Below are 24254 nucleotides of genomic sequence, written 5' to 3'. Positions count from 1 at the left end.
TTCCGCGCGGCGCCCCTCGTGACCCCGGATATTTTGTCGGGGCTTGACCTCGATGCGCCTTGAAAACATATAAACATATCTTTATAAGCGAGCGACGTGCACAAGGAACCTGCGGCGGCAACCGGGATATGGGCAGTTTCGACGACATCGTGGGATTACTGCGCGCGGCGGGCGAGCCGACGCGGCTGCGCATCCTGCGGCTGCTCCAGCACGGCGAGTTCAACGTCACCGACCTGACGCAGCTTCTCGGCCAAAGCCAGCCTCGCGTGAGCCGCCACATCAAGCTCCTCGCCGACGCCGCGCTGATCGAGCGCTATCAGGAAGGCAGCTTCGTATTCGTGCGCGCAAGCGGCGATGCGCAGGTGCAAGGGTTTCTTGCGTCGGTTCTGTCGATGGTGGCGCCGGACGATCCGCAATTCGCCCTCGATGCGGAACGCGCCGACCAGATCCGGGCGCGCCGCGCCGAACTCGCGCAAGGCTATTTCGATGCGAACGCCGTCCAGTGGGATCGCATCCGCTCGCTGCATGTGCCGGAGCCCGAAGTCGAAGCCGCGATCCTCGACGCGCTGGGGCCCGGCCCCTACGATCTGCTGCTCGATCTCGGCACCGGCACGGGCCGCATTCTCGAACTCGCTGCGGATCGCGCCGACCGTCTCGTCGGCATCGACACCAACCGCGAAATGCTGAAATGCGCGCGCGTTCGCCTCGAAAGCGCGGGCGCTACGAAATGCAGCGTGCGGCAAGGCGACATCTATAATCTGCCGTTCGCGGAAGGAAGCGCTGGCGCGGTCGTGGTCCATCAGGTGCTGCACTTCCTCGCCTACCCGAAGGCGGCGCTCGCCGAAGCCGTGCGGGTGCTGGAGCCGGATGGCCGTCTCGTCGTGGTGGACTTCGCGCCGCATAATCTCGAATTTCTGCGCGAAGAGCACGCCCATGTGCGGCTCGGCTTCGGCGCGGATGAAATCAGGGGCTGGCTCGCGGAATGCGGGCTCGGCGAAACCGCCTATCGCGAACTCAAGGCCAGCCATGCCAGAGAGAAAGCGCTGACGGTGGCAATCTGGTCCGGCAAAAAGAAAGGCGCGGCAGCGCAAAAGTGGAGGGCGGCTTCGTGACGGAAGCAGGAACGCAAAGACGGGCGCACGCGCCGATTTCGGTGAGCTTCGAGTTTTTTCCGCCGAAGACCGACGCGATGGAGGCGTCTCTCTGGCAGGCGATCCGCAAGCTGGAACCGCTCGCGCCGGAATTCGTTTCCGTGACCTACGGCGCGGGCGGCTCGACGCGCGAGCGCACGCATTCGACCGTGTCGCGCATCCTCGCCGAGACGTCGCTGAAGCCCGCCGCACATCTCACCTGCGTCGCCGCCACAAAGGACGAAGTCGATGCCGTCGTGCGCGACTATTGGGACGCGGGCGTGCGTCACATCGTGGCGTTGCGCGGCGATCCCCCGGCGGGCGCCGGCGCGGCCTATGCGGCGCATCCGGGCGGCTACCAGTCGAGCGCCGACCTCGTCGCTGGGCTGAAGGGCATCGGCGATTTCGAGGTGTCGGTGTCGGCCTATCCCGAGAAGCACCCGGAATCGGCATCGTTCGATGTCGATCTCGATGTGCTTCAGGCGAAGGTGGACGCGGGCGCCACGCGCGCCATCACGCAGTTCTTCTTCGATAACGACCATTATTGGCGCTATCTCGACCGCGTCCGCGCGCGCGGCATCAACATTCCCATCGTGCCGGGGCAGATCCCGATCCACAATTTCAAGCAGATCGCGGGCTTTGCGGCGCGATGCGGCGCGAGCATGCCCCCTTCCGTCGCCGCCCGTTTCGAGGGGCTTGCGGACGATCCGGAAACGACGCAGCTTGTCGCGGCGGCTGTCGCGGCCGAGCAGGTGCAGGATCTCGTGAAAGGCGGCGTGACGGAGTTCCACTTCTACACGCTGAACCGCGCGCCGCTCGTCAATGCGATCTGCCATACGCTCGGCATCAAGCCGCACGTTCCAGCTTCCGCCGCCAACGCATAAGGCCCCGTCCATGACTCGCACCGACCGCATCGCCGCCCTCGAAGCCGCCGCGAAAGAGCGCATCCTCATCCTCGACGGCGGCATGGGCACGATGATCCAGCGCCACAAGCCGACCGAGGCCGACTATCGCGGCGAGCGCTTCAAGGACTGGCCGAGCGACCTCAAGGGCAACAACGACCTGCTGGTGCTGACGCAGCCCGCCATCATCAAGGGCGTGCACGAAGCCTATCTCGAAGCGGGCGCGGACATCATCGAGACGAACTCGTTCAACGCGCAGCGCATCTCGATGGCCGATTACGGCATGGAAGACCTTTCGGCGGAGATCAATCTGGAGGCGGCGAAGCTCGCGCGCGAGGCGGCGGATGCGTATACGGCGAAGACGCCGGAGAAGCCGCGCTTCGTCGCGGGTTCCATCGGCCCCACGAACCGGACGGCATCGCTCTCGCCGGACGTGAACAACCCCGGCTTTCGCAACATCAGCTTCGACGAACTCGTCGAAGCTTACGAGGAGCAAACGCGTGCGTTGATCGAGGGGGGCGTGGATGCGATCCTGATCGAGACCGTTTTCGACACGCTGAATGCCAAGGCGGCGGGTTTTGCCGCCAAGAAGGCGTTCGACGAAACCGGCGTGGACCTGCCGCTGATGCTTTCCGGCACGGTTACGGATCTTTCGGGCCGCAACCTGTCGGGGCAGACGCCCGAGGCGTTCTGGTATTCGCTGCGCCATCTGAAGCCGTTCTCGGTGGGCATGAACTGCGCGTTTGGCGCGGATCAGCTTCGTCCACCCGTCGCGCTCCTGTCGAAGGTCGCCGACACTTATATGAGCGTTTACGCAAATGCGGGCCTGCCGAACGCCATGGGCGAATACGACGAGTCGCCCGAGTCGATGGCGCGCGCGATGGCATCCTGGGCGGCGGACGGGCTTTTGAACATCGTCGGCGGCTGCTGCGGCACGACGCCCGATCACATCGCCGCGATTGCGAAGGCCGTTGCGCCCTATCCGCCCCGCCGTGTCCCCGCGCTTGAGCCGCGCCTTCGGCTTTCCGGTCTCGAAGCGTTCGTTCAAGGCTGAGACTATACTGGACGATCGAGAAGAAAATGCGCAGAAACTAAGCATTCTGCTCAGCTTTTCATCTTAAAATTATATACCGGCCTAGTAGCGTGCTGTGATAGTCTCGTGACTGACATTGGCTCGAGTCTTTCCCTCCTCACGCATCGGCGATGACGGCTGACGTTCCCCGGGGGCCTTCCTGCATGGCGACGATCACAGCGCTAAAAAATCCATCCACCGTAGCCCCGCTCGACAACTACAACGCGGGGCAATTTTATTGCGAACTTCTGGGCTCGCCGGATAGCCGCAATCGCCATCTCACCGCGCTGTGGCATCGACTTCAGCAACTCGAGCTTGTTCAGCTTCGCGAGCGCGCGGCGGATGCGGAGCGCGAGCTTTTCAACCTTGGCATTACTTTCACCGTCTACAGCGACCGTACGGCCATCGACCGCATCCTGCCGTTCGACGTAATCCCGCGCGTGATCACCGCCGAGGACTGGAAGACGCTCGACAAGGGCGTGAAGCAGCGCATCAAGGCGCTGAACCTCTTTCTGTGGGATGTCTATCACGACCGCAAGATCCTGAAGGACGGCGTCGTTCCCGAAGACCTCGTGCTCGGCAATGCGAATTATCGGCCCGAGATGATCGGCTACGATCCCCCTTGCGGCACATACATCCACATCGGCGGCATCGACGTCATCCGCGACCCGCGCGGCGAGTTCTACGTCTTGGAGGATAACGGCCGCACGCCGTCGGGCGTTTCCTACGTGGTGGAAAACCGGCATCTGATGCAACGCGCCTTCCCCGACCTCATGCACGGCTTTGCCATCGAAAGCGTGTCGGAATACGGCACGCAACTCGGCGACAAGCTCATCGAGTGCGCCCCTGCCGGCGTGAGCGAGCCGCAGATCGTGCTGCTTTCGCCCGGCGTCTTCAACTCGGCCTATTTCGAGCACGTGTTTCTCGCGCGCGAGATCGGCATACCGCTGGTCGAGGGCCGCGACCTGTTCGTGGACGACGACAAGGTGTTCATGAAGACGGTGTCGGGCCCGAAGCCGGTGCATGTCATCTATCGCCGCCTGAACGACGATTACCTCGATCCTGAAGCGTTCCGCCCCGAAAGCGCGCTCGGTGTGAAAGGCCTTATGCGCGCTGTCCGCAAGGGCAATGTCACGCTCGCGAACGCGGTCGGCACCGGCGTTGCCGACGACAAGGCCGTTTATGCCTATCTGCCGCGCATCATCAAATACTACCTCGACGAAGACCCGGTGCTGCCGAATGTGCAGACCAACATCTGCCGCGAGAAGGACGGCCTCGGTTACACGCTCGACAACCTCGACAAGCTCGTGGTGAAGCCGGTGGGCGAGTCGGGCGGTTACGGCATCTGCGTCGGACCGAAAGCGACCAAGGCCGAGATCGACCTGTGCCGCGACCAGCTCAAGGCCGATCCTTCGAATTACATCAGCCAGCCGATGATCGAGCTTTCCGTGTGCCCGACGCTCACCGATCAGGGCGTGGAACCGCGCCATGTCGACCTGCGCCCCTTCGCCGTCACGGGCAAGGAGACCTGGGTTCTGCCGGGAGGGCTGACGCGCGTCGCGCTCAAACGCGGGTCGATCATCGTTAATTCGAGTCAGGGCGGCGGCACCAAGGACACCTGGGTGTTGAAGGAGGACAACGCGTGAGCAGCCTCCTTTCCCGGCACGCGGAGAGCGTTTTCTGGATGGCGCGCTATTTCGAGCGCACGGAAAGTCTCGGCCGCATCATCGAGACGCAAACCTCCTTCCAGCGTGGCCGCGTGGACGACAATGGCTGGGCCTGGATCGTCGCGCTTTATTCGGACGAGCAGGCCTTCGCGAAAGCTTTCCCCGAGGCGAATGCGGAGAACGTGATCCGCTTCTACATGGCGCACGCGGAAAACCCCGGCTCGATCCAGTCGTCGATCAGGTCGGCGCGGGAGAATGCGCGCGCGCTTCGGCCGATGCTGTCCATCGACATGTGGTATCAGCTCAACGACTTCTGCAATCGCGTGTTTGCCTTCAGCAACACCGATCTTTCCGAAGTGCGCCTGTCGCGCACCTGCGACGCGATCAAGCGCGGGTGTTATGCGCAGATCGGCGTTGCGGAGAACACGCTTTATCACGACGAGACCTGGCCGTTTTTCAGGATCGGCCTCTTCCTCGAACGCGCGGACCAGACGAGCCGTCTTCTCGATGTGCGCTTTGCCCAGCAGCAGACGGGACTGGCGGCCGACGAAGGTCATTACGACCATACCTTCTGGTCGATCCTCTTGCGCGCCGCGTCCGCCTATCACGCCTATCGGCGCGTCTATCCGCGCCATATCGAGCCGCGCGAAGTCGCCCGCTTCCTGATATTCGATCCTCGTCTGCCGCGATCCATCGCTTATTGCCTCGGCGAGATCCAGGCGATGATCGAACTGCTGCGTCGCAATTTCGGCCTGCGCAATGCCGGGCCAGCCGCGGAGCGCGTGGACGCGATGATCGAGGGGCTTCAGACGGCGAGCAACGACGACAACCTTCTGCAGAACCTGCACGGGTTCAACGACTGGGTGCAGTCGAGCCTCATTCACCTGAACGACGAACTTGGTTTGGCCTTCTTCGGCTATGCGAAAGCGCCGGAGGCCCCCGTTATCCTGCCCGCCGCCGCGATCGGCCAGACGCAGTCCCAATCCCAGACGCAGGCGGCAAGGTAGAACATATCGCCTTTTGATTGGATCGAAGGCACGCTCTATCTTTGTCTCGTCCCGCGTCTTTACATCACCACAGCAAGCATTCAATTGAACGCAACATTGCGTTGTGGTGTTTTGTCGCCGCCAATCTATAAAAAAAGCCGGGCGTTGCCCGGCTTTTGCTTGCGTCTATGGCCTGCTTTACGTCGCGATATACTGGCCGCCATTCGCGGTGATCGTCGCGCCTGTGATGAAGCCCGCATCGCGGCTCGCAAGGAACGACACGCACTTCGCGATTTCCTGCGCCTTGCCGAGACGGCCGACCGGGATCTGCGCGATGATGCTTTCGAGCACGTTGCCGGGCACGGCCTGCACCATCTCCGTGTCGATATAGCCCGGCGCCACGACGTTCACCGTGATGCCCTTCTTCGCGTTCTCCTGCGCAAGAGCCTTCGTGAAGCCGATCACGCCGGCCTTGGCGGCGGAGTAGTTCGTCTGGCCCATCTGGCCCTTCTGGCCGTTGATGGACGAGATGCTGATAATGCGGCCGTAATTTCTCTCGCGCATGCCGTTGATGACCGGCTGCACGGTGTTGAACAGGCTGTCGAGGTCCACGCGGATCACTTCGCGCCATTGCTGCGGCGTCATGCGATGAAGCATCGCGTCGCGCGTGATGCCCGCGTTATTGACGATGACGTCGATGGGGCCGACTTCCTTCTCGACCTGCGCGAGGCCCGCGACGCTGGCTTCGTAGTCGCCCACGTCCCACTTGAAGACGGGAATGCCGGTTTCCGCGTTGAACTTCTGTGCCGCCTCATCGTTGCCAGCGTAGTTCGCCGCCACACGGAAGCCGTGATGCTTCAGATCGACGGAAATAGCGGCTCCGATGCCGCGCGTGCCGCCCGTAACGAGTGCTACCTTGCTCAACGTTCCCTCCGTAACAATAAAGTGTGTTGCTTTGAGCCTAGCTTTTTCGCCGAAGGATTGTAACCGAGACGAAAGTTTCCCGCGGAGGGCAAAGTTCCGCGGAAGGCCTGATAGATCGTCCCATCTTTGCTTGCTGCATCAGAGTTGCACGGAGAGCTTGCGTCGGCTTGTCATCGTGAGTCCGCCACGCGGGTCAGATCTTCAAGCTGTACGCCAAACCGGACTAGATGCGGCAAGCTTAGGACAGTTGCCGGGCGCCCAGAGACTTTCGGCGACAAGGGATATGCACCGCCGAGAAGCGCCGCGCATATCCCGCATCTGTGCCGGGGCGCTCGCACCCCGGCACTAGTGGTCCTTTCGATCCGACATTTGCTCGCAAGCGTGCTGCAAACGGATGCTAATGTCGGAATCGGACCACTAGTCGCGCTCCACGCAAAGGGCGATGCCCATGCCGCCGCCGATACAAAGCGTGGCGAGGCCCTTCTTCGCGTCGCGGCGCTTCAGCTCGTGAAGGAGCGTCGTGAGAATGCGGGCGCCCGACGCGCCGATGGGGTGGCCGATGGCGATTGCGCCGCCGTTGACGTTCACCTTCTCGACATCCCAGCCGAGGCCCTTGTTGACGGCGGCGGCCTGCGCGGCAAACGCCTCGTTTGCCTCGATAAGGTCGAGGTCGTCCTTGGTCCAGCCAGCCTTTTCGAGCGCGCGCTTGGATGCCGGGATCGGGCCGGTGCCCATGATGGACGGGTCGACGCCCGCCGTCGCGAACGACGCGATGCGCGCAAGCGGCTCAATGCCACGCTTCTCGGCTTCCGAGCGCTTCAACACCACGAGCGCCGCCGCGCCGTCGTTGATGCCGCTCGCGTTGCCCGCAGTGACGGTGCCTTCCTTCGGATTGAAGGCCGGGCGAAGCTTCGCGAGGTCTTCCACGGTGGCATTGTCGCGAATGAATTCGTCTTCGGCGAACACGACCTCACCCTTGCGTGTCTTGATCGTGACGGGAATGATCTCGTCCTTGAAACGACCGGCCTTCCTGGCCGCGGCGGCCTTGTGCTGCGACGCGAGCGCCAGCGCGTCCTGATCCTCGCGGGTTATCTGCCACTGGCGCGCCACGTTCTCGGCCGTGATGCCCATGTGATAGCCGTTGAAGGCGTCCCACAGGCCGTCCTTGATCATGCTGTCGATGAATTCGAGGTTGCCCATGCGCTGGCCGTTGCGCAGATGCGCGACATGGGGCGAGAGGCTCATGTTCTCCTGTCCGCCCGCGACCACGATATCGCTGTCGCCGTTCTTGATCGCCTGCGCCGCCATCGCGACGGTGCGCAGGCCCGACCCGCAGACGAAATTGACAGTCATGGCGGTGGTTTCGATCGGCAGCGACGCTCCGATGGAGGCTTGACGCGCCGGGTTCTGACCCTGACCCGCCGTCAGCACTTGTCCGAGGATCACCTCGGAGACTTCGCTCGGATCGACATTTGCACGCTTCAGCGCTTCGGTGATGACGATCCGCCCGAGTTCATGCGCGGGAAGCGTGGCAAGGCTCCCATTGAATGAGCCGACCGGAGTGCGCGCCGCGCTTGCGATGACGATGTCGTCGTCGTGCCTTGCCATGGTTGTCTTCCTTTCGAGCCTTATGTTTTGGCGCGAAGCTTAACAACATTGAACCTGCGCCGGTATGACCAAATAGGCGGAATTGCAAGGCGCGCCGCGATGCGAAAAGCTGTCAGGCGGCAATGCAAGAGAAATCTCGCGGGTGCGAAAAAAAATCGCGCAAAGCTGAAACTTGCTTTATGATGGTATCACTATAATCCAACAGGCAACAATAGATGAACAAACCTGCGGAAAAGCTGTCTCCGGAAAGCGGATACGGGGAGGGTGCAAAGCCCATTCCTTTGAGCGCCGCGGGCAAAAAAGCCTTGGAATCCGACAAGTCCAAGCCTGTCATCATCAAGAAATATGCAAACCGCCGTCTCTACAATACGGAGACGAGCAGCTATGTCACGCTTGAAGATCTTGGCGAAATGGTTCGCTCCGAGCGGGATTTTCTCGTTTACGATGCGAAGACCGGCGAAGACCTGACCCACACCGTGCTCACGCAGATCATCGTGGAAGAGGAAGGCAAGTCAGGCTCGAACCTGCTGCCCATCGGCTTCCTGCGGCAGCTGATTCGCTTCTATGGTCACTCCATCGAACAGCTTGTGCCGAAATATCTCGAATACAGCCTGACGGCGCTGACCCGCGAACAGGAAAAATACCACAAGCAGTTCACCGATACTTTCGGCAACGTCGCCTTCGGAGCGATGCAGGAGCAGGCTCGCCAGAACATGGCGATCTTCGAGCGCGCTTTCGCGATGTTCGCGCCGTTCGCGAAGATCGAATCCCCGGTCGAGGGAGAGAAGCCGCAGGCCGCGAAGGCGACCGAGGCTGCCTCGACGCCGGAGCTTGCGGAATTGAAGACGCAGCTCGCAGCCATGCAGGCGCAGATAGATCGCCTGACGAAAGCGAAGGAAGAGGAAAAACGCTAAAGCCCGTTCCGAGCTGATCGAATCGCAGTCGATCGAAGAGAGTGAACCGGTTTCCTCATCCTTTTCACTTGGGCCGCTTCAGACGGGTCTTGGCGAGCGAGCTTGATAAAGGCGCTTCATTGGGATGCATGAGATTATTTCGCTTCCCGGCTACGGCGGTTCGGGCGCGGCGCACTGGCAAACGCTTTGGGAGGCCGCACCCTCGTCAATCCGTCGGTTTTGTCCCACCGACTGGTATCGTCCCGAACTCGCCGAATGGCTTCGCGCGCTCGATACATCCGTTGGCGAAGGGCGCGAGCCGCCCATCCTGATTGCGCACAGCCTCTCCTGCCTCCTCGTCGCTCACTGGGCAGTGCATGGCCGCAGCACGATTCGCGGTGCGTTTCTCGTGGCACCGCCAAACCCCGCTTCTCGGTCGTTTCCCGCCGCGGCGGTGTCCTTCGGAGACTTTCCCCGAGAGAGGCTTCCGTTTCCCGCGCAAGTCATCGCCAGCAGCAACGACCCCTTCGGCTCGATCGAATACGCCCGGGAACTCGCGCTTGCCTGGGGCGCGGAGTTCGTGGACGCGGGCGCTCTCGGACATATCAATGCCGAAAGCGGCATCGGCGACTGGCGCGAGGGCCGAGCGCTCTTCGACGCGTTTTGCGCGCGCATCGCAGGGGCGGCAGATCTCGCGGGCGCAAGGCGCTGGCAGCACGAGGAAAATTCCTATATGTGAGGGCAACCCTCAACTTCCTCGCGCGGCATGACAGGCGCACTTCCCGAACAGGTTCTGGTCATCGGCGGCGGTTTGGCCGCGCTTGCGGCTGCGATATCCGCGCGTCGTGCGGGCGCTCGCGTAACGATGCTCGAAGCCGCTCCCCGCGAGCTTCGCGGCGGCAACACGCGGCATTCGCGCAATCTTCGTATCGCGCATGACAGGCCGACCGCGCAGATTCCGGGCTCCTACAGCGAAGACGAGTTCATGGCCGACCTCGCCAAGGCGAGCGAGGGCAGGGCAGACCCGGCTCTCTCGCGGCTGCTCGCGCGCGCATCGAGCGACCTGCCCGGCTGGCTCGCCGCGCAGGGAATAGTGTTTCAGACACGGGACATCCCTCATTCGCGCAAGACCGCGTTTTTCCTCGGTGGCGGCAGGGCGGCGGTGAACGCGCTTTACGCGACGGCGGAGCGGCTCGGCGTGCGCGTTCTTTACGGTGCGGGCGTCGACGGCGTGGACCTCGGGAGCGGTGCAGCGAAGCCGTTTCACCCCTGCGCGACGGTGATCGCCTGCGGCGGTATGCAGGCGGCCATGCAAGCCGCGCGGCCGGGCTTCATCAATCGCGGCACGCCCTACGCGCGAGGCGAAGTGTTGCGCCGGGCGCTGGCGGACGGGGCCGAAGCCGCAGGCGACGCGGAGGCGGCGCATCTGGTTGCGGTCGACGCCCGCTCGCCGCATGCCGACGGCGGCATCGTTACCCGCGTGGACGGAATGGAATTCGGCATGGCGGTCGACGCGCGCGGCGCGCGCTTCGCGGACGAGACCGCCGTCACCGGCCCGACACGCTACGCGATGTGGGGCCGCCTCGTCGCCGATCTGCCGGAGCGAGGCGCCACCCTCGTTCTCGACGCCGTCGGCATCGAACGCGCCCCGCTTTCGGTGTTTCCGCCGCTCGAAGCGTCGACGCTCCCGGAGCTTGCGGAACGGATCGGCGCGGACGCAGCCACGCTGGAGGCGTCCGCGCGCGAAGCCGGCCGCGTGACGCGCCCGCCGTTCTTCGCTTTCCCGATGCGGCCCGGCATCACGTTTACCTGCCTTGGGCTTCGGGTCGACGAAACCGCGCGCGTCGTGCGGCGCGACGGATCGCCCTGTGTGAACGTCTTTGCGGCGGGCATGATCATGGCTCCGAATATTCTGGGCACGGGCTACGTGGCGGGGGGCGGCATGACCGTGGGGGCGGTGTTCGGGCGCATCGCGGGAGAGGAGGCGGCCCGTCATGCGCTCGCCTGAAACGCCGCCATCGGGAAGCCTCGCGCCGCTGGCGGAGGCACGCCGCATTGCCACGATCTGCGCCGTCTGCAACTATTGCAATGGCTTCTGCGAGGCGATGCGAGCCATCGAGAGGCGGGGAGATCACCTGTCCCGCCGCGCTTCCGCCGCGTCGCCGCGCGAGGATCGCGGACGAGACGGCAGGGGCAAGACCGTCGCGGCCCCGGCCTTCGGCGATGGCGACATCGCCTATATCGCGCATCTCTGCCACAATTGCGGGAACTGCCTTACGTCGTGCCAATATGCGCCGCCGCATGTCTTCGCGGTGGATGCGCCGAAGGCGCTGGCGGAGGTGCGCAGCCTTTCCTGGAAGGAACGGCCATGGTTGGCGCTCGCGATCTTCGTCGCGGTTGTCGTGCTGACCATCGTGCTCGTCCCGTGGGGCACGCTCACGGCCCGGCATTCGGGCGAGGGCGCATTTTACGCGGTGATCCCGTGGGCGACGATGACGGCGGCGGCGTTGGCCCCGTTTCTGTTCGGGACGGCTTTGGTCGGGGTCCGCGTGGCGCGGTTCTGGGGCGCTCTTTCGCGTCCCGACGACGTGCGCCGCGGGGGCTCCTCCGCGTGGCGCGCGATCCCTCTTGCGATCCGCGATGCGGCGAGTTTGCGAAACCTCGAAGGCGGCGGCATTCCCTGCGAGAGAAGCATCGCGCGGCGCTTCCTTCATCACGCGCTCGCTTATGGCTTCCTGCTGTGCTTCGCGGCAACCTGCACTGCGACCCTCTATCATCACGGCTTCGGCTGGCTCGCGCCCTATCCGCTGTCAAGTCTGCCCGTGATCCTCGGCACTGTCGGCGGCATCGGCATGGTGATCGGCGCGGCGGGGCTCGCCGTGGCGCGCAGCGGCGGCGGCACCGCCTTCGACAACACCGGCGATTTCGTCCTGCTGGCCCAGCTTTTCGCCGTGGCGGCGTCCGGCCTCGCGCTGTTGGCCTTGCGCGACACGCCCGCGATGGGGCTGCTTCTCGCGGTGCATCTCGGTACCGTGCTGGGCTTCTTCGCGACGCTTCCTTTCGGCCGATTGGCACACGCGCCGTATCGCGTGGCAGCGCTTCTCAAGGCGGCGATGGAGCGAAAGGCGGGCGGTGCCCGATAAGGCTCAGCTTTCGACGGCGATGGCATGAAAGAAGGTGCCGCTGACGTTTCCGCGCCGCGCGCCCCTCTCGGCGCAGGGCTCGCCGCGCGCGTCCAGCGCGTCGAGCAGCGGCGCGTCGGCTACCGAAAGTGTGGACGCATAATGAAACTCGTGGCCCCAGAGAGTGCCGCCGGTGCTTCCGAGCGCGCTGTCCGCCAAGAGCCGCGCGCGACGATAGCCGAGATGCAGCTTGCGCCTGGCGAAGCTCGTTTCGAGACCGAGCAGGCCCGCCATCGTGTGCCGCACGCCGTCCGCGTCTTCCAGCCCCGCACCGAGCACCATATAGCCGCCGCACTCGCCATGAATGCGCGCGCCCCGCATGACGGCTTCGTGAAGTCCGCCGAGAAAGCGCGAGGCGGCGGCGAGGCGCCCGGCGTGAAGCTCCGGGTAGCCGCCCGGCAGCCAGACCGCGTCCGCTGACGCGTCGGGCGCTTCGTCGGCGAGCGGCGAAAAGAACAGGATTTCCGCGCCCGCGTCGCGCCAACCTTGCAGCATGTGCGGATAGAGGAAGGAAAAGGCGCGGTCCCTCGCCACCGCGATCCGCTGGCCCGGTGGCGGCAGCGGCGGCGCGGATGGCTCGGCCGCAAGCATGCACGGCGCGGCGCTCGCCTCGATGGCGTCGAGCGAAACCTGCGAGGCGACCTCATCCGCCAGCGTATCGAGCCAGCCGTCGAGATCCGCATGCTCGCCCGCCTGCACCAGCCCCAGATGCCGGTCCGGCAGCGCGATGGCGGCGCGCCGCCGCATCGCGCCGAGCACCGGTATACCGATCCGCTCCAGCGCGTCGCGGATGGGCCGCTCATGCCCCTCGCTCGCCACGCGGTTCAGGATTACGCCCGCCACGCGAACATCGTCGCGATAGAGCTTGCATCCCAGCGCCACCGCTGCCGCCGTTTCCGACTGCGCGGACACGTCGAGAACGAGCACCACCGGCCAGCCCGTGAGAGCGGCAAGGTCGGCCGTCGCGCCGCGCGCCGTCCGCCCTTCCGCCGCCACGCCGTCGAACAGGCCCATCACGCCTTCCGCGATGGTCATGTCAGCCGACGCGCCCGCTCGCGCGATAAGCGCGCCGATCAGACCGCGCGGCATCGCCCAGCTATCGAGGTTGAAGCTCGGGCGCCCGCAGGCCGCTTCGTGAAACGCGGGGTCGATGTAGTCCGGCCCGGACTTGAACGGCTGCACCGCGAGCCCGCGCCGCGTCAAGGCGCGCATCAGGCCGAGCGAGAGCGTGGTCTTGCCCGCGCCGGATCGCACGGCGGAAATGATGAGGCCGCGCGCTTCGGAGGGAGCGACCGGGCCGCTCATTCGCCGCGGCCTCGATAGCGCCGCTGATAGCCGGGATCGTAGAGCGAGCTTTCGCGGAAGTCGGTCGCGCCGAGAGAGCGGCCCACGAGGATCAGTGCTGTGCGGTCGATGGTGCCCGCTTCCGCCACCTTCGCGGCCAGCTCGCCGAGCGGCGCGCGGATGATCGTTTCTTCCGGCCAGCTCGCGCGATAGACAACCGCCGCCGGGCAGTCCGGGCCGTAGAACGGGAGAAGTTCGCCCACCACCGTTTCGAGCGCGTGGATCGAAAGATGCACCGCGAGCGTGGCGCGCGTCGCGGCGAATGCGGCGAGCGTTTCTGTCTCGGGCATGGCCGAGGCGCGGCCCGATGTTCGCGTCAGCACGACCGATTGCGCCACCTCCGGCAGCGTCAATTCCCGGCCGAGCGCCGCCGCTGCCGCCGCGAACGACGGGACGCCGGGCGTCACGGTATACGGAATGCCGAGGGCGTCGAGGCGGCGCGTCTGCTCGCCAAGCGCGCTCCAAACCGACAGGTCGCCGGAATGAAGCCGCGCCACGTCATGGCCCGCCGACGTCGCGTCCACGATCTCGGCGATGATTTCGTCAAGCGACATGGGCGCGGTGTTGACGATGCGCGCGCCGGGCGGGCAGTGGCCGAGGATCGCCTGCGGCACGAGCGAGCCCGCATAGAGGCAAACGGGGCAGGCCGCGATGAGGTCGCGGCCGCGAAGAGTCAAGAGGTCTGGCGCGCCCGGCCCGGCGCCGATGAAATGAACGGTCATTCGGTCTCTCCCGTAGCGGCGGCCGCTTTACCGATGGCGATGGCGCAGGCCGCTTCGCGGTTGGTGACGCGCGCGCAGAGGAGCCGCGCCCCCGGACCCGCCGCCGCAAGCGCCGTTGCCTCAGCGACGGAGGGGACGCCTTTTTCAGCGAGGACGCGTTCGGAGACGGTCAGCCCGCCCTCCGACGCTTCGGTCATATCCGCCGCGCTCACGAGCGCGACGCGCAGGCGAAGACGCTGCGCTGCTTTCAGAAATCCCGGCTCGGCGGCCTTGTCCGCGAGCGTGGCGAGCGCGTCGAGCGAGCTTGCCTCGACGCCTGCCGCTTCTAGCGCCGCAGCGACAGCGCCGCCGATCGCGTCCGCGCCCGCGTTCTTGCGGAAGCCGAGCCCCGCGACGATGGTCGTCGTGCCCCTCATGCCTTCACCGCGCGCCACTGCGTCACTGGCATTGCCGCACGCCAGCCGGTGAAGCTGCCGAGCGCGGTCGCGCGTGAAATCTCGATGCGGGTCAGCTCGCCGCCGCGCCGTTTGAACGCATCGACCAGCAACGCCTCGCTTTCGAGGGTGACGGCATTGGCGACGATACGGCCGCCGGGCTTCAGCGCGGCCCACGCGGCGTCGAAAACGCCTGCGTCCGTCAGCCCGCCCCCGATGAACACCGCGTCCGGTGAAGTCAGGCCCGCCAGCGCATCGGGCGCGCTGCCTTCGACCACGCGAAGATCCGGCGCGCCAAGTGCCATCGCATTGCGCATCGCCCGCGCGGCCCGCTCCGCGTTCTCCTCGATGCCGACGGCACGCATCGACGGATGCCGCAGCATCCATTCGATGGCGATGGAGCCGGAGCCGAGGCCGATGTCCCACAGGAGTTCGCCCGGCCGGGGCGCCAGCGCCGCCAGCGTGACGGAGCGCACCTCGCGCTTTGTCAGTTGGCCGTCGCTCTCGAACAGCGAATCGTCGAGGCCGGGCGTCAGCGGCACGATGCGCGCGCCCGCTTCCCCTGCAACTTCGATGGCGAGCACATTCAGCGCGGGGATGTTTTCGAGCGCGAAACTTTCTGCCGGCGCGCAACGGATGCGTTCTTTCGGCCCGCCCATCTCTTCCAGAACCGTGAGCGTGGACGCGCCGAAGCCGAGATCCGTCAGCAGCCGCGCGGCCTTTGCGGGCGTCGAACCGTCCCAGGACAGCGCGAGTATGCGGGCGCCGGGAAACAGATGCCGGGTCAGCCCTTCCAGCGCGCGCCCGTGCAGCGTGATCGTCGCAACGTCCTGCAGCGCCCACGCAAGGCGCGACGCCGCGAGGCTAAATGACGACGGCTGCGGCAGGCAAAGGATTTCATCTGCGCTGGCGAATTGGGCGATCTGTTTGCCGACGCCATAATGAAACGGGTCGCCGCTCGCCAGCACGCACACGGGACACCCGCGCCGCCCGGCGATCAACGGGAAGGCGTCGGAAAGCGGGTTCGGCCATTGGAGAGTCTCACACCGGATCAGGGGCGCCGCGAGCGCCAGATGGCGCGCGCCGCCGACCACCAGTTCGGCGCCCGAAACGAGCGCGCGCGCATGCGCCGTCAACCCGTCGATGCCGTCCTCGCCGATGCCGACGATGGACAGCCAGCGCAGAAGCGTGTTTGGTCGAAGCGTTTCCATCATGAGGCCCGTCGCGCCTTTGCGACATTCCGTGAGAGTTCACGATGCGACTTCTCATCCTCGGCGGTACGGCCGACGCTTCCGCGCTCGCGAAATTGCTCGCGGGCGATCTGCGCTTCGAGCCAACGCTGTCGCTCGCGGGGCGCACCGTTTCGCCCGTAACGCCTCCCATCCCGTTCCGAATCGGCGGCTTCGGCGGAGCGGAGGGCCTCGCGACGTATCTTCGCGACGAGCGTGTCGACGCCATGATCGACGCTACCCATCCCTTTGCCGCGCGCATCTCCGCCAATGCCGTGAAGGCGGCGCAGGCGGCTCGTGTTCCACTCGCAAGTCTCTTGCGTCCCGCATGGGCGCGGCAGGAGGGCGACCGCTGGATTTCCGTTCCCTCGCCCGAAGCCGCTGCCGCTGCTCTCGGCGACGCACCGCGCACCGTGTTCCTCACCGTGGGGCGGCTCGAACTCCCGGCTTTCGCTGCCGCGCCTCAGCATCGTTATGTGGCGCGCGTGATCGACCGGCCCGAGGGCGTGCCATTGCCGCCGGACCTCGCCTTTATCGAGGCGCGGGGGCCCTACGACACCGAAGCCGAGTTGCGCCTGATGCGCCAAGGCGGATTCGATGTGATCGTGTCGAAGAACTCGGGCGGCGCGGCCACCTGCGGCAAGATCGAGGCCGCCCGCGCGCTCGGCCTGCCCGTTGTGATGATCGAGCGGCCCGACAAGCCCGCGGGCCATGTGCTCGGCTCCGCCACAGAAGCGGTGGCATGGCTCGAAACGCTGCTCGCCGCGCGCGATCATTCCGGGGCGCGCTCCGACCGCGGCGTGTAGACCCAGGGCCGCGCGCCGCCATCGCGTTCGATGAGCCTTGTCGTGCTCGCGCCGATCATGACGAGCGTTCGCATGTCTACGATGGACGGATCTGCCTCGCCCAGCGTCGTCACTGTCACGCGTGCGTCCGCCGTGCCAGCCGCGCGCACGAAGAGCACGACCGTTTCGCCCGCCTTCACGTCGCGCAGAATGTCGAATGCGTGGCCCAACTGATGCGGCCGCGCGAGCGACTTCGCATTGTAGAGCGAAATGACGAAATCGGCCTCAGCCGCCGCGCGAAGACGGCGCTCCACCGTGGCCCAGCTTTTGAGATTGTCCGAGAGCGAGATTGCGCAGAAATCGCCGCCGAGCGGTGCGCCGACTGCTGCGGCCACCGCCAGCATCGCGGTCACGCCCGGCTCGACGCGGATATCGAGCGCGCGCCAGGCGGGATCGCCCGCGTCCACCGCCTCGAAGATCGCCGCCGCCATGGCGAACACGCCCGCATCGCCGCCGGAGACGACGGCAACGCGGTGCCCCAGTGCCGCAAGTTCCAGCGCGTGGCGCGCGCGGTCGATCTCCACGCGGTTGCCGGACGCGTGGCGCGTCTGCCCCTCGCGCTGCGGCACCCGGTCGAGATAGAGGCCGTAGCCGATGAGGTCGGTCGCCTCGGCCAGCGCGAGGCTGGCGGCAGGCGTGGTATAGGCCGCGTCTCCCGGCCCGACGCCGACGATGACGAGCGATCCCGTCATATCCGCCTCCCGTTACCGGGGATGAGGATGATGGTGAAATAGGGAGCCGTTTCCGCCTGTATCTCGGCCAGCGGCAGGATGCGCTCGCCCGGCATGGTGCCGCGCTCTACGTAAATCGCGCGGTCGAGGACACCGGCGGCGGCGATTGCGCGGCGTACCTTTGCGAGGTTACGGCCGACCTTCATGATGGCGGCGGCGTCCGTGTCGGCAAGACGGCGCGCGAGCGCCGCCTCGTCGAGCGTGCCGGGCAGCACCGTCAGCACGTCGTCGCCCCAGGTGAGCGGCGTGTTGGCCTTGGCCGCGCAGCCTGAAATGCCGATGACGCCCGGCACGATCTCCACCGGGAAATCGCGCTCCAGCCTGCGCCACATATGCATGAACGAGCCGTAGAAGAACGGGTCGCCTTCGCCCATCAGCCCGACCGATTTGCCCGCGCGAAGCAGACCCGCGAGCTTTTCCGCCGACGCCTCGTAGAAATCGCGCATGGGTTCGTCATAGGCGCCGTCGCCGACCGGCGCTTCGGTCGTGACCGGGTAATACAGTGTCAGTTCCTCGCGGCCGGCCTCGATCAGTGGCGCGGCGACGGTGCGGGCGCAGCTGTTGCGGCCCTCTTTGGCGAAGCACGCGAGCACATCGACAGAGCGGATCAGCCCCGCCGCGCGCAGCGTGAGATAGCGCACGTCGCCCGGCCCGACGCCGATGCCGTAGAGCGTGCCGCCAACCGCGTCGCCCATGATCGCATCGAGCGCGCTCATTCCTTCTCGCTCGCGAGCGCGTTGACGGCGGCGGCGGCCATCGCGCTTCCGCCCCGTCTTCCCTTCACCACGAGATACGGCACGCGGCCGTCGGCGGCGAGCGCGTCCTTCGACTCCGCCGCGCCGACAAAGCCGACCGGCGTGCCGATGATGGCGGCAGGCGCGGGCGCGCCTTCGTCCAGCATTTCAAGGAGCCGGAACAGCGCTGACGGCGCGTTGCCGATGGCGACCACAGCGCCTTCGAGATGCGGCCGCCAAAGCTCCATCGCGGCGGCGGAGCGCGTGTTGCCGATGGTCTTCGCAAGCTCGGGCACGCTCTCGTCCGCAAGCGTGCAGATCACGGCGTTGTCGGCGGGAAGGCGCGCGCGCGTGACGCCGAAGGCTACCATGTTCGCGTCGCAGAGGATCGGCGCGCCCTTGAGCAGCGCCTCGCGCGCGGCGGCGGCGAAGCCCGGCGACATGTCGAGGTCGTTCACCACATCGACCATCCCGCAGGCATGGATGATGCGCACCGCGACCTTCGCTTCAAGCTCGTCGAAGCGCGAGAGGTCGGCCTCGCTGCGGATGATCGAGAAGGAGCGGCGATAGATCTCGGCTCCGTCGCGGATATAGTCCCGCGGAGCGGGCTTCTGGTCGTCAGTCATCGATTTCGGGGCGGACATGGACAGGGCTCGGCTCAGTCGGATCGGCTCAAGGGATCGGCGTGGCGCTCCGTCAAAAAATGCAGTTAGCCAATGCGCGCGCGGGCTGTCAAACGCAATCGGGGCGGGTGGAATGCCACAGCGTCGATGCGCGGCCGCGAAACGATCTGCAAAAGGAGCTGCGGGGTTTGCGACAGGATCATGCTCTAACAGAAGCCTGAAGCGTGCTTCTGATTTCGTCAAAGCGCCGTGAACGCGACGACCGTTGCCGCGAGCGCATTCGCCTGAATGAGGCAGGCGGTGCGATAGAGACGCAAGGCCGCGCGGATGTCGTCCGCCGTGAGCGCGGCACGTCCGTCGCCCATCCACGCGTCATCGACTGGCGTGCCGCCATAGATGCGCGGGCCGCCGAGCTTGAAGCCGAGCGCGCCAGCCATGGCGGCTTCCGGCCAGCCCGCGTTCGGCGAGCGATGGCGGCGTGCGTCCCGGAACACCGCGCGCGCGGCATCCACGGCGGAGGCGGAAGGCTGAAGCAGCGCGGCAAGCGTAAGCCACAGCGCCGCAAGCCGCGATCCGGGCAGGTTCAGGAGATCGTCGAGCCGCGCGGACGCCCAGCCGAAGGCATGGTAGCGCTCGGATTTGTGGCCGATCATGCTGTCGGCGGTGTTCGTCGCCTTGTAGAGAGCCGCGCCGGGAAGGCCGCCCATTGCGAGCCAGAACAGCGGCGCGACGACGCCGTCTGAGAAATTTTCGGCGAGGCTTTCCACGGTGGCGCGGCAGACGCCCGCCTCGTCGAGCGCGGACACGTCGCGGCCGACAAGGAACGTTACAGCCTCGCGCCCGCCGTCGAGACCGTCCGCCTCAAGCCGGTCGGCGACGGCTTCCGCGTGCTCCGCCAGACTTCGCTGCGCGAGAAGGGAACTCGCGAAAATTCCGCCGACGACAGCGGCCGCAAGCGGAGGCAGGGCGCTTTCGAGCGCGGCCCATAAACCGGCGCTGACCGCGACCGTCGCACCGAGCACCAGCGCGAGGGTGACAACGCCCCCCGCTCGACGCTTGCCGAACGACCACGCGGGGCGGTTCAAGTTGCGGTCGCACCATGATAAGAGTGCGCCGATCCATGTCACCGGATGCCCCACGGCGCGGAACAGCGCGGGCGGATATCCTGCTGCGGCTTCAACCAGGAGCGCGATGAGGGCGAGCGTGACGAACATGATCCGAAAGGCGAAAGCGCGGACGCGCGATGAAGAGTAACGCTCCTATAGATGAAGCCGCGACTGCGGGAAAGGCGCACGAGCGACGCTTCGCTCTGGCGCAAGGCGATGCTCCGGCGCATGGCGTCATTCCCCACGGCGGCGCGCTCGACGAGGCGGAGCGCCGCTGGCCGAACGCGCCGCAACCGTGGATCGATCTTTCGACCGGCATCAATCCCGTCGCCTATCCTTTGCCCGCGATCGGCGCGGGCGCCTGGACGCGCCTGCCGCTGGCCTCTGAGGAACGCGCGCTGCGGCAGGCGGCTGCGGCGCGTTACGGCGCGATGAGCGCCGACAATGTTGTCGCGGCTCCCGGCACGCAAGCATTGATCCAGATCCTGCCGAGGCTCGTCGCGTCGTCTCGGCAGCCGCCGCAAGGCGCCGGGGAGACCGACATCGCAGATCCTTCAGGCGCTCGGTCATGGGTGGCCGTGCTTTCTCCAACCTATGCCGAGCACGCGGCGGCGTGGCGGCGCGAAGGCCACGACGTGCGCGAGGTGACGTCGCTGGCGGAGGCTCAGGGGGCCGCCGCCGTCATCATCGTCAACCCCAACAATCCGACCGGGCGGCTGATCGCATCCGACACGCTTGCGGAATGGGCGACATCGCTCGCCAGGCGCGGCGGCCTGCTCGTGGTCGATGAAGCCTTCGCGGATGTGGTGGATACAAACGCAAGCCTTGTCAGGAGGCTGCCGCCGTCGACCATCGTGCTGCGCTCGTTCGGCAAGATGTATGGTCTCGCCGGTGTGCGCCTCGGTTTCGCGATCGCGGAACCCGCGCTTGCCGCGCGGCTTGTCGGCATGCTCGGCCCGTGGGCCGTGTCCGGCCCCGCGCTCGCCATCGGAACGGCGGCTCTCGACGACAGCGCGTGGCTTGAAGCGGCCCGTGCGCGCCTCGCCGCCGATGCCGCGCGGCTCGACGCGCTTCTGGTGCGCGCTGGATGCGTGATTGCCGGCGGCACGCCCCTTTACCGCCTTGCCGTATGGGCGCCGGATCGCCCCCAATGTGAAAGCGTTCCGTCGAGGACGAATGAGACGATCCCGGCGCAAGGCAGAGCGAACGCTGAGACCGACACCGCATTGGCGCTCGCGAATCGTCTTGGCGAGCACGGCATTCTGGTGCGCCGCTTTGCCTATGAGCGCTCGTGGCTCCGTTTCGGCATTCCGGGCAGTGAGGAAGCCTGGCAACGCCTCGAAAACGCGCTCTGCACCTGATCTGCAGGCGAGCGCTCCGGGCTCAGGTGTCGTAAGCGTTGTGTGTGGCTGAGGTTGCTCCCATTGAAAAAGGCACGAACGCGAAAGCACATCCTGTAGGCATGCGAAGTACGCCATTACCAAGCAAGAGGGAACGATTTAACGCCTCGGCAGGCCATTTGCGTATTTTTTCGCCGTGTTGCCCAATAGTAGAAGTGACAACCTCTGCGTTTTTTGCTAGTCTGCCATAACAATTTGACATGGGAATCGGATGGCTGAGCACAGAACGAGGCGCGGCGCCCAGGTCTAGGGAGGAAAACGGCTTGCGCTGTCCCCAAGGGCGCGGGCTGCTTAAAAAACATAAAAGCCAGCAGCAGTGCCTAAGGCAGCAAGTTTCCTTGCTGCCTTTTTTTATTGCCCGGCGAGGAAGGTGCCGGTGCCGATGATGCCGAGCGAAATCGCCTCATGCAGCGCCACGACGAACAGCGTCGCAACGACGGTCGCCAGCACGATGGGGCCGATCAGATATTTGCCCCGCGCCGGAATATCGCCATGGACAGCGATCTTTCGGGGAATGCTGAAAAGGAACACAACCCACCAGCACGTGAGAAAGAATGCAATCGCCAGCAGGATGTTCATGGCGCCTTACCTCTGCTCAAGTTCAACGAGCGTGCCGCAGAAATCCTTCGGGTGAAGGAAAAGCACCGGCTTGCCATGTGCGCCGATCTTCGGCTCGCCATTGCCGAGCACGCGCGCGCCCGTCGCCACAAGCCTGTCGCGCGCGGTCAGGATGTCGTCCACCTCGTAGCAAATGTGGTGGATGCCGCCGTCGGGGTTCTTTTCAAGGAACTTCGCCAGCGGCGAACCCTCGCCCAGCGGCTCCAGAAGCTCGATCTTGGTATTCGGCAGCGTGATGAAGATCGTGGACACGCCGTGGTCCGGCTGTGGCACGGTTTCGGAAACCTCCGCGCCGAGTGTCTCGCGATAGACGGCCGCGGCAGAATCCAGATTCTTCACGGCAATCGCAACGTGGTTCAAGCGTCCGATCATGCGACGGTCCTCATGTTTTGCGCGGTTAAAGCACGGAAACGAGCACCGAGCAAAGCGGCTTCTTGCCCCAAACGAGGCGCATCTCGGCGCGCACCGAGCGCGTCACCGCGTCTCGAATCAAGGCGGGGTCCTTCCGCCTCGGGCGCGGGATGCTCTCCACCGCGTTGTAGACGGCGGACAGGGCGCGCTCGCTTATCGGCGAGCCTTTGCCGTCGCGCGCGGGAAGCCCTGCCATGCTGACGACGGGGTCCGCCGCGAGATCGCCGCTGCGCGAAATGACCACTGACACCGCCACATAGCCGTTCCACGAAAGCCGCCTGCGTTCGGTTACGCAAGGGTCGTCCGCGTCGAGCACGAGATTGCCATCGCGGTAAAGCCGCCCGACCGGCACGCCGCTGTCTGCGATGTGCGGATGCTGCGGCCCGACATGCACGAGCTTTCCGTCGCGCACGCCGCGAAGCGTCATGAGGCCGTGGCCTTCGGCGAAGGTGGCGTGGGCCTCGAGGTGGCGCGGTTCGCCATGCATGGGGATGACGTATTGCGGCCGTGTGAGCCGGTACATGCGCGTGAGTTCGCCGCGGCGCGGGTGGCCGGATGCGTGGATCGGTCCCTCGTGCGCTTCCGTGATGATCGAGATGCCGCGATCCGCGAGCTGGTTCTGGATGCGGATCACCGAGTCTTCGTTGCCGGGAATCGTGCGCGAGGAGAAGATGACGCTGTCGCCCTGATCGAATTTCACGAAAGGATGTTCGCCCTTCGCGATCCGCGCCAGAGCCGCTTGCCCCTCGCCCTGACTGCCGGTGACGAGCGCGAGAACCTTGTCGCGCGGAATCGACGGGAACGCATCCTGATCAGAATAGGTCAGATGCTCCGGCCAGAGACCGGAATCGCGCGCGGCCTCCACGATCCGATGCATGGCGCGGCCGACCAGCACGACCTCGCGGCCGGCGGCGCGCGCGGCTTCCGAGATCGAAATCAGCCGGTTGACGTTCGACGCGAAGGTGGTGAGCGCGACGCGGCCCTTCTGGCGGCCGATGACGAGCTTCAGATTGTTCGCGACCACTTCTTCCGTGACGCTGATGCCCTCGACGAGCGCGTTCGTACTGTCGCAGATCAGCGCGCGCACGCCCTCGTCGCCGAGCCGTGCAAGCTTCGCCTCGTCGCTCGGATCGCCATAGGCGGGAGTGTCGTCGAATTTCCAGTCGCCTGTGTGGAGCACATTGCCAGCCGGCGTGCGCAGGAACACCGAATTGCACTCGGGGATGGAGTGCGCCATCGTGACGAGGTCGATGTCGAAGCGTCCGATATTGAAGCGCGACCCCTGCGCCATCTCGACGATCGGCACTTCCGAGCCGTGGCTGTGCTCCTGAAGTTTCGAGCGCAGGAGATGGGCGGCGAATTTCGTCACGTAGACGGGCGCGCGCAGCTTCGGCCACATCTCCGCGACCGCGCCGATATGGTCTTCATGCGCGTGGGTGATGAGGATGCCCGCGAGGTTCTGTCGATCGTTTTCGATGAACCGCAGATCGGGCAGAACCACATCCACCCCAGGCTCCGAATCGTCGGGGAAGGTGATGCCGCAGTCGATCATCAGCCACTGGCGGTCTTCCTCGGTTCCCAGTCCGTAAAGGTAGACGTTGAGGCCAATTTCACCGATGCCGCCGAGGGGTAAAAATACGAGTTCGGAATTGGCAGGCGTTCCTGTCACTGTCATTCTTTTTATGGTTTCCAA

At 65.7% G+C, this 24254-nt stretch carries 24 protein-coding genes; 11 read left to right on the top strand and 13 right to left on the bottom strand.

Translation table 11 applies throughout. The features are described from left to right. Positions 1 to 128 precede the first annotated feature (128 nt). From QM659_RS02815 to QM659_RS02795, 5 genes are all read left to right on the top strand, one after another. On the top strand, positions 129 to 1112 hold the full coding sequence (locus QM659_RS02815) for an ArsR/SmtB family transcription factor (RefSeq protein WP_303481752.1): 984 nt from the start codon (positions 129 to 131) through the stop codon (positions 1110 to 1112). After that, entirely contained in the window at positions 1109 to 2014 is a 906-nt protein-coding gene (metF, locus tag QM659_RS02810) for a methylenetetrahydrofolate reductase [NAD(P)H] (RefSeq protein WP_415187297.1), read from the top strand. Before QM659_RS02815 ends, metF begins: the two co-directional genes overlap by 4 nt. A gap of 10 nt (positions 2015 to 2024) precedes the next feature. Beyond that, complete coding sequence (locus QM659_RS02805; RefSeq protein WP_303481746.1) at positions 2025 to 3086, top strand: homocysteine S-methyltransferase family protein; 1062 nt, start codon at positions 2025 to 2027, stop codon at positions 3084 to 3086. Positions 3087 to 3268: 182 nt separating this feature from the next. Beyond that, entirely contained in the window at positions 3269 to 4750 is a 1482-nt protein-coding gene (locus QM659_RS02800) for a circularly permuted type 2 ATP-grasp protein (protein ID WP_303481744.1), read from the top strand. Then, the gene (locus QM659_RS02795) at positions 4747 to 5778 is read left to right on the top strand and encodes an alpha-E domain-containing protein (protein WP_127076501.1); all 1032 of its coding nucleotides are present in this window, start codon (positions 4747 to 4749) and stop codon (positions 5776 to 5778) included. The genes QM659_RS02800 and QM659_RS02795 overlap by 4 nt, the downstream gene beginning before the upstream one ends. Before the next feature lie 177 nt (positions 5779 to 5955). Here QM659_RS02795 and phbB read toward each other — a convergent pair whose 3' ends face one another. Beyond that, positions 5956 to 6681: an acetoacetyl-CoA reductase gene (gene phbB, locus QM659_RS02790; RefSeq protein WP_303481738.1), complete on the bottom strand. Its 726-nt coding sequence runs from the start codon at positions 6679 to 6681 to the stop codon at positions 5956 to 5958. 417 nt (positions 6682 to 7098) lie between these two features. Beyond that, entirely contained in the window at positions 7099 to 8289 is a 1191-nt protein-coding gene (locus QM659_RS02785) for an acetyl-CoA C-acetyltransferase (protein ID WP_127076499.1), read from the bottom strand. Positions 8290 to 8504: 215 nt separating this feature from the next. Between QM659_RS02785 and phaR the strand changes: the two genes are divergently transcribed. The 4 genes from phaR (at position 8505) to tcuB (ending at position 12325) form a co-directional block, all read left to right on the top strand. Further along, positions 8505 to 9203 carry a polyhydroxyalkanoate synthesis repressor PhaR gene (phaR, locus tag QM659_RS02780; protein WP_415187296.1) on the top strand — a complete coding sequence of 233 codons (699 nt, stop codon included), beginning with the start codon at positions 8505 to 8507 and terminating at the stop codon, positions 9201 to 9203. A 124-nt stretch (positions 9204 to 9327) separates the two neighbouring features. Then, positions 9328 to 9921, top strand: coding sequence for an RBBP9/YdeN family alpha/beta hydrolase (locus QM659_RS02775; protein WP_415187295.1), 594 nt, complete (start codon positions 9328 to 9330; stop codon positions 9919 to 9921). Positions 9922 to 9948: 27 nt separating this feature from the next. Continuing rightward, a complete protein-coding gene (gene tcuA / locus QM659_RS02770; RefSeq protein ID WP_415187294.1) occupies positions 9949 to 11190 on the top strand; it encodes an FAD-dependent tricarballylate dehydrogenase TcuA in 1242 nt (413 codons plus the stop codon). Next, a complete protein-coding gene (tcuB, locus tag QM659_RS02765; RefSeq protein WP_415187293.1) occupies positions 11177 to 12325 on the top strand; it encodes a tricarballylate utilization 4Fe-4S protein TcuB in 1149 nt (382 codons plus the stop codon). The genes tcuA and tcuB overlap by 14 nt, the downstream gene beginning before the upstream one ends. Positions 12326 to 12328: 3 nt before the next feature. On the opposite strand, the gene QM659_RS02760 is transcribed toward tcuB, so the two are convergent. The 4 genes from QM659_RS02760 to cbiE are packed head-to-tail and all read right to left on the bottom strand — an operon-like array spanning position 12329 to position 16078. After that, positions 12329 to 13669: a cobyrinate a,c-diamide synthase gene (locus tag QM659_RS02760; protein WP_415187292.1), complete on the bottom strand. Its 1341-nt coding sequence runs from the start codon at positions 13667 to 13669 to the stop codon at positions 12329 to 12331. Further along, entirely contained in the window at positions 13666 to 14430 is a 765-nt protein-coding gene (cobM, locus tag QM659_RS02755) for a precorrin-4 C(11)-methyltransferase (protein WP_415187291.1), read from the bottom strand. Before cobM ends, QM659_RS02760 begins: the two co-directional genes overlap by 4 nt. Next, the gene (locus QM659_RS02750; RefSeq protein WP_415187290.1) at positions 14427 to 14846 is read right to left on the bottom strand and encodes a cobalamin biosynthesis protein; all 420 of its coding nucleotides are present in this window, start codon (positions 14844 to 14846) and stop codon (positions 14427 to 14429) included. The genes cobM and QM659_RS02750 overlap by 4 nt, the downstream gene beginning before the upstream one ends. Beyond that, positions 14843 to 16078, bottom strand: a complete 1236-nt coding sequence (gene cbiE / locus QM659_RS02745) for a precorrin-6y C5,15-methyltransferase (decarboxylating) subunit CbiE (protein ID WP_415187289.1) — start codon at positions 16076 to 16078, stop codon at positions 14843 to 14845. The genes QM659_RS02750 and cbiE overlap by 4 nt, the downstream gene beginning before the upstream one ends. 41 nt (positions 16079 to 16119) lie before the next feature. Here cbiE and QM659_RS02740 point away from each other — a divergent pair, with 41 nt between their 5' ends. Next, entirely contained in the window at positions 16120 to 16899 is a 780-nt protein-coding gene (locus QM659_RS02740; RefSeq protein ID WP_415187288.1) for a cobalt-precorrin-6A reductase, read from the top strand. Here QM659_RS02740 and cobJ read toward each other — a convergent pair. The 4 genes from cobJ to cbiB form a co-directional block, all read right to left on the bottom strand. Further along, positions 16866 to 17630, bottom strand: a complete 765-nt coding sequence (gene cobJ / locus QM659_RS02735) for a precorrin-3B C(17)-methyltransferase (protein ID WP_415187287.1) — start codon at positions 17628 to 17630, stop codon at positions 16866 to 16868. The two genes, QM659_RS02740 and cobJ, sit on opposite strands and share 34 nt — an antisense overlap. Continuing rightward, complete coding sequence (locus QM659_RS02730) at positions 17627 to 18385, bottom strand: precorrin-2 C(20)-methyltransferase (RefSeq protein WP_415187286.1); 759 nt, start codon at positions 18383 to 18385, stop codon at positions 17627 to 17629. Before QM659_RS02730 ends, cobJ begins: the two co-directional genes overlap by 4 nt. After that, positions 18382 to 19047 (bottom strand): precorrin-8X methylmutase, encoded by a 666-nt coding sequence (locus QM659_RS02725; protein ID WP_415187285.1) that lies wholly within the window; start codon positions 19045 to 19047, stop codon positions 18382 to 18384. Before QM659_RS02725 ends, QM659_RS02730 begins: the two co-directional genes overlap by 4 nt. A gap of 218 nt (positions 19048 to 19265) precedes the next feature. After that, complete coding sequence (gene cbiB / locus QM659_RS02720) at positions 19266 to 20240, bottom strand: adenosylcobinamide-phosphate synthase CbiB (RefSeq protein ID WP_415187284.1); 975 nt, start codon at positions 20238 to 20240, stop codon at positions 19266 to 19268. A gap of 29 nt (positions 20241 to 20269) precedes the next feature. Between cbiB and QM659_RS02715 the strand changes: the two genes are divergently transcribed. After that, positions 20270 to 21493, top strand: a complete 1224-nt coding sequence (locus QM659_RS02715; RefSeq protein ID WP_415187283.1) for a threonine-phosphate decarboxylase — start codon at positions 20270 to 20272, stop codon at positions 21491 to 21493. A gap of 390 nt (positions 21494 to 21883) precedes the next feature. Here the strand turns inward: QM659_RS02715 and QM659_RS02710 are convergent, their stop codons facing one another. Genes QM659_RS02710 through QM659_RS02700 form a run of 3 tightly spaced genes read right to left on the bottom strand, consistent with a single transcriptional unit; the run spans position 21884 to position 24236 of the window. After that, on the bottom strand, positions 21884 to 22111 hold the full coding sequence (locus tag QM659_RS02710; RefSeq protein WP_415187282.1) for a hypothetical protein: 228 nt from the start codon (positions 22109 to 22111) through the stop codon (positions 21884 to 21886). Between the two features lie 6 nt (positions 22112 to 22117). Then, on the bottom strand, positions 22118 to 22522 hold the full coding sequence (mce, locus tag QM659_RS02705; protein ID WP_415187281.1) for a methylmalonyl-CoA epimerase: 405 nt from the start codon (positions 22520 to 22522) through the stop codon (positions 22118 to 22120). A 25-nt stretch (positions 22523 to 22547) separates the two neighbouring features. Beyond that, a complete protein-coding gene (locus QM659_RS02700; protein ID WP_303481665.1) occupies positions 22548 to 24236 on the bottom strand; it encodes a ribonuclease J in 1689 nt (562 codons plus the stop codon). Positions 24237 to 24254 lie beyond the last annotated feature (18 nt).

It is taken from the genome of Rhodomicrobium sp., from assembly GCF_047605405.1.
Taxonomy (GTDB): domain Bacteria; phylum Pseudomonadota; class Alphaproteobacteria; order Rhizobiales; family Rhodomicrobiaceae; genus Rhodomicrobium; species Rhodomicrobium lacus.
This window is presented reverse-complemented; position numbering and strand designations above follow the sequence as displayed.